Genomic DNA, 6,066 nt, shown 5'->3' on the forward strand with positions numbered 1-6,066 from the left:
ATTTACAATGTTAAGGAGTGTTTTTATGAATCAGATTAATGAGTGTGTATATATTAATCCTTCAAAAATTTCTCTCGATTGGGAATGTTTTGTTCTAAGTAAAAGTGACATGGAATTAGATGGCCTACCTACAGAACTTATTAATACCTGGATGGCTCAAGATATCATTGAACCTTTTTCAATTAGAAATAATGAAATTAACTTTAGAACGGAAGACATTAAATATGCTCTGAAAATAAGAAACTGGTATTATGAACAATGAATCTTTATGCTAATTGACACTTAAGTTATTCAGATATAAACTTAATGCTCTTTTTGCAGACGTCATTATTTCATTATAATTATAATTCGTTTTAAAGTATGCATATAATTCATGATATCCTGTTGCATGTTTAGGGAAATTCTTATCTTTATTTATAAAATAGGCAAGTTGACCAAGTGGCGTGTCGTCATTAACAAAGTCATTTATAAAATCATAGAATGTCATAAGCATTACCTCGATTATTTAAATTTTAATCGTTACATGTCTTACTATTTAAAGCCTTTTCATAATCATAACAAATAATATTTATTTGTCTATCACTGTTCATTTTTAAATTTAAAAATGAACAGTTTAATTGTTGTTTTCATAGTATTTAATCAAAATTGTAAATATTGTAAAGTTTATGAATTCTATTGCTAAAGCAATAAAAATTAAATACTTTTTTATTTTAATTTGGTTGATGTCATTATATTTTTCAATATAAAAAACGAGTTCAGGACATAAATGTCTCTGACTAAACAGAAAACGATAGTTTCTATTGAAATAATGTAGAAATTGTCGTTTTCTTATTTTTATCAAATAGTGTAGCTCGTTGAGCTACACTATTTTCCTTACATTCAATGCCATTAGGACAAATCCTAATTCTCTTTTGACTTTGTCTATCTCTCGAACTGACATTCGAGTGAAACCTAAAATAGCCTTCATGAATCAAAAAACTGGTTCTACATCAATTTTTCTTTGACTGTAGATTTTTTAATCTCTGGTTATGAAAGCTGTTGATTAATTTGAGATTTAAAATACTCCCAATTAAAATGCTTCATTATCTTCTTATTCGTTTTTGAATTGTTTTTCATACATAAATTTTATTGTACTGATTTTGTAACGTGCGGACGCCGGGGGAATAGTATGAGTGAGAGACTACAGGCTCGAACCATACCCCAGGCAAGCATGCACGGTCAAAATCGCATATTATTCTCATATCAAAAGGTCCAATTCTTTATTACTTATGATTTCTGGCTAATTCATGTTATTAATTTTATAAAATAAGAACTTCATCAATATATTAGAGGTAATGAATTGTTTCTAATGAGCCTTTGCTTTTGTATCTTGATAAATATTTCAAACGATTTTGCATTGTGCTGACGCCCGGGGAAATGATATGAGTGAGAGACTACAGGCTCGAACCATACCCCAGGCAAGCATGCACGGTCAAAATCGGAAGATTTTAAATATAAAGAGGACAAATCCATTGTTAAGGATTTGTCCTCTTATTTTGAGAATGGGATTTATGTCCCAGCCTCGTTTTATTTTATATCATAGTTTTAAACTAAAACATTGCCATTTTGATCTGCAGGTTTAAATACTGTAATAATCGCACCTATAATAGCTAAAATTTGTGGAATACCTGTCCAACAAAATACGAGGAACAAAAGACCCATACCAGTTTTTCTAGCATAAAACTTATGAATTCCAAAACTTCCTAAAAACACCGCTAAAACAATATAAATTATTTTATTTACTTCATTCATAATTTTCTATCTCCTTACTTATTTGATTCACTGCTATTATACACCGTTATAATTAATAAAATCTAAAATTTTAATGTTTATACGCTAATTCTTTTTAATTGGCAAATGTTTTTTCGAAATATGCTTTTTCAATTTTCAATATTTCTGTATATTCGGTTGGCATTATTTCTACACTCAGTTCAATTAATTTTTCTAAAATGTTATTAATTAACTTGGCGTTTTGTGCTCTATCATCAAAATGTACTTTCACTTGTTCTATCATTTCATTTTCTTCAATTAATATTAATGCTCTCCCGTACGTTTTATCTTTTTTACCACGTTGAAAAGCTGACTCTAAATAATGACTTATATCCTGAGGTGTATGAAAATTTTCAAAACCCGTTTTAATATGTGTATTTAATTTGCTTGCAATGTCTTTTAATCTTTTGTCTTCTTGCTCAGTTTGTGGCATTAAGTCATTTCTAATTGCTTGCTTCAATTCTACAATTAACTGTTCTGCTTCTTGAAAATCTTTACTGTTACAATCTTGTATTTCATTTACTGCTTGTCTTGCCCTATCCAATTTTACTTTAAAATTGCTCATGCAATTCCTCTTTTCTACGTTAAACATAATCATGCTGATATTCTATTTCCACAATTTAATTTTTATAACCAAATTCGTGAAAATATCTTACACTATGGCATCTTATGAATAAATGATAAAATATAATACAAACGAGCTTACAAAACTAAAAACAATTAATTTTTAAGTTATTGAATAAAATCATCAAGTATTATAGCTAGATGACATTACAAAGGAGGAACAAGAATTTGAGTTTACATTTCATGATTGTATTTTGGCTTTCACTCATATTTTTAATTTGTGGAATTATTTCTTTAATATTTTATAAGTTGAAAGACACACAACAAACCAAAGAATCTTTACTCGGACTGACCGTTATGTTAATTATTTTTGGTGTTGTGGGTATACTCTTTACCATTATTTTCAGTTAGATCATATTTAGGCGTTCAATATCAATTCAATGCGTATACGATCAAACAATCTTAGTTTAAACTAAACGATACCATAAGCTTCTGAGGTGCCACTTAAAATCAATTTATAAGTGGCGCTTTATTACAAGCTTTCACCCATGAATCACTTAAAAAGCAACATTTCCTCCTACTTCTATAACATAAGTCATTTAATTTAAAAAACGAATCAAATATGCTCGCACTTATGTTTGTATTTTATACGTATCAATTCAATTTGTAATGAAATGAAAAACCATTAACAAAATAATAATTAATATAAAAAAATACACAAAACGTTTAATCGCTCTTATTTTTTCATGGCGTATCTCTTCCTTAGAGTGATTAACATTTTCATGCAACCTCGTATTTATAAATAAAAATGGCATTGTTGCTAGAAAAGCAAAAATTAATGCTAATATAATAGATAATAAAACAATCATGCTATCACCTCTTATTCTTATGTATTTGGTGAACTTATTCCCTTTCACAATCAATTAATTCAAAATTTAATATTCTTCTTTAGAAAAATATTAAAAATGTAGCAATATTAAGGAGTGACAACTATGAAATTAACCTATTTACCTAAATGGCAATTAATAAATCAAAGTCAAAAGCAATTTATGATACAAGAAGATACAACTTCTATTTCTCTTGTAAGTCCAATTAATGATTATGCGATGGGTATTTTAAGCCAAATTTTCTTTACGATTGAGCAAGGAAATGTTGTTAATACCACAATTGAAAATAATAGTGATGAATTAAAAGTAACAGTCGATGAAGAAAATTCAACACTTTACGTCGTCGACCTTTAAATAACCCTTATATAAAGGAAACAAACACAATAGTATTTTTTATTTAGTCAGTGGATTTTAGTGTATGATGTATATAAATATAATTATTTTGTAACAAACATTTAAATTCATACAAGTGGGTGAAAATATGAAACTATTAAAAAATCTGTTATTACTTATATCTGGTGTTTTAGTTATTCGTGCATTACTTCTAAGTATTGATAGCACAAATGATGATAAAATTGAAAATAAAGTAAGTGTTCAAGATAAAGACAAAAAATAAAATCGAAACTAGTTCATATAAAGAAGTGGGGCTTGAAATCAAAATGGCATACATGATTTCTCTCCACTTTTTTTATTTCAGGTTATTCTGTATTACTGACTGTGTATGAAATAAATCCATGAACAAAAATTGATAAATGAGAGGTTATTATGCAATATATAAAATCCATGATTGAAAAGTACCAAATTTACATTTATTTTATAGCACTTTTAAGCGGTGTCCTTGTTGGCTTAATATCAAATATTTTTGCCAACATATTAGAATCTATAATTTCTGCTAGTTTGTTTCTACTTATGTTTAGTATGTTTTCACAAATTCCATTTTTTAACATCAAACTCAGTTTGCTTAATATAAAGTCTATTTTGGCATTATTAATATCAAATTTTATTGTTATTCCTTTATTTGTTTATGGCTTGATCCAATTGTTTGATATTTCAGATGCACCTACCCTAATCGGGTTGTATCTTGTTCTACTAACGCCTTGTATTGACTACGTTCTTGTTTTTAATGCATTAGGAAAAGGAAACGAACGACTCATGTTATTTGCTACACCACTACTGTTTATATGCCAAATTTTATTATTACCTTTATATTTCACACTATTTCTAAACACTGATATTTTTTCACAAATAGATATTTTACCATTCTTTAAGTCGTTTTTGATGTTTATAATTTTCCCTTTATTATTAGCACTTCTATTGCAATATTCTAGTAATAAGTCCAAAAACATAAATCAAATATTAAAGTTCACATCTTGGCTTCCCGAAATTTTTATGGCTCTCGTTTTATTTTCAATTGTAGGATCACAAATAAATAAAATTATCCATAATTTAAATATTGTCATTACAGTTATACCTATTTATATTTGTTTTTTAATCATTGCTCCTTTAATAGGTACCTTATGTGGTAAATTATTTAAAGTAACACAAGAAACCAAAAGGACCATTGCATTTAGTTCTAGTACAAGAAATGCACTAGTTGTCCTACCTTTAGCATTAGGTTTACCAAACCATTGGGTAACCATTACAACTACAGTCATTATTACACAAACATTATGTGAATTATTAGGCGAACTTATCTATATCAAGATGATACCTAAATACATTAAATAATCACATCACTATATCAGAAGCTAATTATTATTCATTTCATCTCAAATATATTAAACTTATATCAAATTAACATTTTACACTATGTTAATTGAATTATCTCATTAATACTGTTTAGTTATACGTCAAACGATAATTCTGTAATTTGAAAACGGGGTGATTAAGATGCAAATATTAAGAAGCGTATCTGAAAATAACCGTACGACTTTCCATATTAAAACGGATTTAGGCTTAATTATCAAAGTTACTGCTGATAATGAATTAACTTCAAAAGATATAAAACAATTATTATTAAAAATAGCTAATGACATGGATCAAAAACTTCAAGGCAATATTGAATCATTTAAAGCTTAGTTATTTTTGATAAAATGACTCATATAAAAAGGAGTGAAAAGAAATCATTGGTAAACATAGATTCCTTTTCACTCCTTTTATTATTTATTAATTAACAATTACAATTATAAATCCAATAAATAGCACTAACATTGACAATCGTGGTTTACTTTTTCCAAACAAACCACTCAATAATACAAATGCTAGACCTACAATTAATAATTGATTATTAAATGTTGTTAACCCCATTAAGTCACCAGCCATCATGATAACACCATATATAATAACAACTGTTATCGCCAGGCTACATAAAAATGACAATATACTCAATAATCTCACAATATACATCCCTTTTTTAAATAGTCATACTATATGCAGTATAAAACAAAAACGCCGCTTCGAAAAGCGACGTCAATCTCGAAAATATATTCCACACTAAAGTTTGGAGGACTTTTTGTGCTTGGTTAGTTATACCCTTCTTTATAATATAAAAACACAAAAAACTAATTTTCTCAAAAAATTATCATAAATTATAATTAACAGTTGAAAATGTATTATTTTAAATAAGATTCAACAAAATAATTAAATTAATTAAATCATACCAGTGGAAATGAATTTAATAAAAAGTTATCCTATAGTTAAAGTATTAATCATTTCAGTTATAAAATAAGAACTTATTCGTCTTATGAAAGTAATGTTTCTATTTAGACATTATTTTATATTATCGGATAAAGTCCGTATAATTGTG

The 6,066-nt window shown here is 27.3% G+C and carries 10 protein-coding genes and 1 pseudogene; 6 read left to right on the forward strand and 5 right to left on the reverse strand.

Going from position 1 to position 6,066, the window contains the following annotated elements; translation table 11 throughout:
* The first annotated feature begins 25 nt into the window (after positions 1 to 25).
* Positions 26 to 262: a hypothetical protein gene (locus KA824_RS09150; RefSeq protein ID WP_107384305.1), complete on the forward strand. Its 237-nt coding sequence runs from the start codon at positions 26 to 28 to the stop codon at positions 260 to 262.
* Between the two features lie 9 nt (positions 263 to 271).
* On the opposite strand, the gene KA824_RS09155 is transcribed toward KA824_RS09150, so the two are convergent.
* The 4 genes and pseudogenes from KA824_RS09155 to KA824_RS09170 form a co-directional block, all read right to left on the reverse strand.
* A complete protein-coding gene (locus KA824_RS09155; protein WP_107384306.1) occupies positions 272 to 487 on the reverse strand; it encodes a sterile alpha motif-like domain-containing protein in 216 nt (71 codons plus the stop codon).
* 218 nt (positions 488 to 705) lie between these two features.
* Positions 706 to 1,119, reverse strand: a pseudogene (locus KA824_RS12895) (transposase); the annotation flags it as partial.
* A gap of 465 nt (positions 1,120 to 1,584) precedes the next feature.
* Positions 1,585 to 1,791 carry a TM2 domain-containing protein gene (locus tag KA824_RS09165; protein ID WP_107385367.1) on the reverse strand — a complete coding sequence of 69 codons (207 nt, stop codon included), beginning with the start codon at positions 1,789 to 1,791 and terminating at the stop codon, positions 1,585 to 1,587.
* Positions 1,792 to 1,885: 94 nt separating this feature from the next.
* Complete coding sequence (locus tag KA824_RS09170; protein WP_107386684.1) at positions 1,886 to 2,374, reverse strand: hypothetical protein; 489 nt, start codon at positions 2,372 to 2,374, stop codon at positions 1,886 to 1,888.
* A 227-nt stretch (positions 2,375 to 2,601) separates the two neighbouring features.
* Here KA824_RS09170 and tsaT point away from each other — a divergent pair, with 227 nt between their 5' ends.
* The 5 genes from tsaT to KA824_RS09190 all read left to right on the forward strand — a co-directional run bounded on the left by tsaT (position 2,602) and on the right by KA824_RS09190 (position 5,339).
* Positions 2,602 to 2,784, forward strand: a complete 183-nt coding sequence (tsaT, locus tag KA824_RS09175) for a type II toxin-antitoxin system toxin TsaT (RefSeq protein WP_107385374.1) — start codon at positions 2,602 to 2,604, stop codon at positions 2,782 to 2,784.
* Positions 2,785 to 3,365: 581 nt separating this feature from the next.
* Positions 3,366 to 3,614 carry a hypothetical protein gene (locus KA824_RS09180; RefSeq protein WP_107385375.1) on the forward strand — a complete coding sequence of 83 codons (249 nt, stop codon included), beginning with the start codon at positions 3,366 to 3,368 and terminating at the stop codon, positions 3,612 to 3,614.
* Between the two features lie 127 nt (positions 3,615 to 3,741).
* Positions 3,742 to 3,876, forward strand: coding sequence for a hypothetical protein (locus KA824_RS12955; RefSeq protein ID WP_258230502.1), 135 nt, complete (start codon positions 3,742 to 3,744; stop codon positions 3,874 to 3,876).
* A gap of 149 nt (positions 3,877 to 4,025) precedes the next feature.
* Positions 4,026 to 4,988 carry an arsenic resistance protein gene (locus KA824_RS09185; RefSeq protein WP_181187555.1) on the forward strand — a complete coding sequence of 321 codons (963 nt, stop codon included), beginning with the start codon at positions 4,026 to 4,028 and terminating at the stop codon, positions 4,986 to 4,988.
* Between the two features lie 162 nt (positions 4,989 to 5,150).
* The gene (locus KA824_RS09190) at positions 5,151 to 5,339 is read left to right on the forward strand and encodes a hypothetical protein (RefSeq protein ID WP_019467911.1); all 189 of its coding nucleotides are present in this window, start codon (positions 5,151 to 5,153) and stop codon (positions 5,337 to 5,339) included.
* A gap of 87 nt (positions 5,340 to 5,426) precedes the next feature.
* On the opposite strand, the gene KA824_RS09195 is transcribed toward KA824_RS09190, so the two are convergent.
* Positions 5,427 to 5,657, reverse strand: a complete 231-nt coding sequence (locus KA824_RS09195) for a hypothetical protein (protein ID WP_026034740.1) — start codon at positions 5,655 to 5,657, stop codon at positions 5,427 to 5,429.
* Between the last annotated feature and the right edge of the window lie 409 nt (positions 5,658 to 6,066).

This window comes from Staphylococcus sp. GDY8P198P (assembly GCF_017891615.1).
Lineage (GTDB): Bacteria > Bacillota > Bacilli > Staphylococcales > Staphylococcaceae > Staphylococcus > Staphylococcus cohnii.